The organism is Psychrobacillus soli (assembly GCF_006861775.1).
Lineage (GTDB): Bacteria > Bacillota > Bacilli > Bacillales_A > Planococcaceae > Psychrobacillus > Psychrobacillus soli.
In genome coordinates this window covers 1-2,767 of the sequence record NZ_VDGG01000090.1, presented here as the reverse complement: position 1 = coordinate 2,767, position 2,767 = coordinate 1, and the positions used below count along the sequence as shown (strand labels likewise).

The following is a 2,767-nucleotide window of genomic DNA, read 5'->3' as shown; positions in this document are numbered from 1 at the left end:
CTCTAAACCATTTACTGGATTTATTTATTCGAAAAACTGTATAAAATTTTGTTTTTTACGAGTCGAAGCTGATAAGTTAGTCTTTATTGTTGATTTTCGCTGCAGACGCACGCGCAAGCGGCGGTGAAGGCTCATCGCTCACCCCACTAAAAAGCGTCCGCCCTGCAGCGGAAATCCTAGCGGTCATTATGACGCAGTATCCCCATTATGTGTGACACTCCATTCATCGTTCCCACTTGCCATATCGGTTAGAGACAGGCGCTTGTTCTTTTTACTAGAAGTTTTATAAAACTGAACGTTTGTCCGTATGCAAAGGGGAATGGATGAATCTAATAAATATATGATTGAATGAATACAAAAGGAGAAAATAAAATGACAATAATAGGAATGCTACATCATCGTAGAGACCCCAAAACCGTCATAAAGTCATATGCATATGCAGCAGTCGCTATGGCGGAGGGAGTGAAATTTTATTATTTTTCACCAGGGACAGTGAACTTTGTGAATCGCTTTATTAGAGGCCAAGTTTATGAAAACGGAAGCTGGCAAGAGAGAATTATGCCTTTTCCTGATGTTATTTACAACGCGGGGAGTCCGGAGAAATTAGCAAAATCGAAAGATATTATTGATAAATTGAGAAGTGAAATCCCCTTTACTACAAATTCTTTAGGGAATAAATGGAATATAAATGAACGGCTAATGGAAGCAAAAGAATTCACCAACTACTTAATCCCTTCAGAAGTTTTAAAGAGTGTGGAAAATTTTCATAAATTTATTTCTTCCTTTCAAAAAGTTGTTTTTAAACCGATTGATGGAAGAAAGGGAAAAGGGATATACTTCATTTCTAAAACTGATGAAGGTTATGAAGTAAGGAGGAACTCCGAAAATGTGAATTATTCTAAGGAGCAGTTAAATGAGTTTCTGAAAGAGAAGTTAGCAACGGGAACTTATATTATTCAGCCATATATACAATCAATCACTAAATCCGGCCAAGTATATGATTTTAGGCTTCATGTTCAAAAAAATGGAGAAGGAAAGTGGGTAATTACTACGATATACCCGCGAATCGCTCCAAGCGGTTCTATCATCCCCAATATTAATAATGGAGGCTACACTAACTACTTAGAACCATTTTTACAATTGGAATTTAAAGAAGAGGCATACGATATTAAACGGATGCTTGAACATTTTTCTTTGTCATTAGCTAATCATTTAGATCATATTCAAATGGTAAAGTACGGAGAGGTTATTGATGAGATAGGAATAGACGTTGGGTTAGATGAAAATTTGAAAATTTGGGTGTATGAAGTAAACTGGCGCCCGGGTTGTCCTCCAGCTTTTTATTTGGAATTAGATGTTGTAGTCCTGTCTATTCAATATGCCAAGTTTTTAGCAGAGAACCAAACCAAAGTAAAAAATGAAATAAAGACAATAAAGAAGAAAAAGATAGAAGAAAAAGGGGAAGTACCAATCATTGCGATAACAGGAAGTGCTGGTAAAACAACTTCTAAAGCATTTCTTGCATCGATATTGGCGAAAAAATGGAACATTTTTGAGTCCAAAGATTATTGGAATACAACAGAGCATACGAAAAAACACGCAGCAGAAATTAATGACGCACACGAGGCGGTTGTATTAGAGTACGGGATGGCTTATCCAGGGGTCATTACGGAACATTGTAGCATTATTAAACCAAATATCAGCATAGTGACCAATATCGGACTTGCACATGTGGGAAACTTTGATAGCGATATAAAAGGAGTTGCTCATGCAAAATCCGAACTAATCCACGGTATGGATCAAGAGGGCATTCTTATTATAAACAAGGATGATGAAAACTCTAAGCATTTGGAGACTAAGCAGTTCAAAGGAAAAATAATAACTGTCAGTACAAAATCACCAGCAAACTATAGAGCGTATAAGATTCAATATAAAGACAACGGTATGAGTTTCAAAATGAGGCTACAACGACAAGAAATTGAACTATTTATTCCTATTTTAGGTGAGCATCATGTATATAATGCCTTAAATGCCATTGCGGTGGCTGATTACTTAGGATTCACGCCAATGGAAATTAAAGCAGGGCTAATTTTCAAAAAACCACCAAGAAGGTTAACTATCTATAATTGTCGCGACAATATTACAGTAATTGATGACACCGTTCACTCCCATCCTCAAGGTGTACGTGCTGCACTGGACGTTCTATCCAATATAGGTAAAAAACGAAAAATAGCAATCATTGGACAGATGAGAGAGTTAGGGGAGTTAAGAGAGGAAGAATATCGTAAAGTCGGCGATTACGTGCATGAAAAAGGAATAGACATTTTAATAACCTATGGGTTTCGAACAGAAGAAATAGGTGCCCAGGCAAAAGAAAAAGGATTCTCTCCCAAAAATATATATCATTTCACCAAAAAAGAAGAATTACACGAGTTATTGGAAAAAATAGTGAATAAGGATGACACTATTTTAATCAAAGGAGCAAGTAAAACGAATATGTTTGATACAGTTAAGTTTTTAGATCAAACGTTTAAAGAATAATGCTACAAAATGCCTGAATAAGCCCCATATATTTAGTGGGATTATTCGGGCTTAACTATTTTAATAAATAGGTAAAAAAAAGAGCACCTATAAGGTGTTTGAACTGAGCCCTTTAAAGTAGACAGTTTAATAAAAAGAGAGTTTGCAGTTTAGGCTGCGATGAGATGGTTTCGGTATGCTTCCGGAGCCATCTTTTTTAAATCCCATTGCTTTCGTTCTGAGTTGT

At 36.2% G+C, this 2,767-nt stretch carries 1 protein-coding gene; it reads left to right on the top strand.

The window, feature by feature from the left end; translation table 11 throughout:
- The first annotated feature begins 372 nt into the window (after positions 1 to 372).
- The gene (locus FG383_RS20680) at positions 373 to 2,541 is read left to right on the top strand and encodes a YheC/YheD family protein (RefSeq protein ID WP_142609550.1); all 2,169 of its coding nucleotides are present in this window, start codon (positions 373 to 375) and stop codon (positions 2,539 to 2,541) included.
- Positions 2,542 to 2,767: the final 226 nt, after the last annotated feature.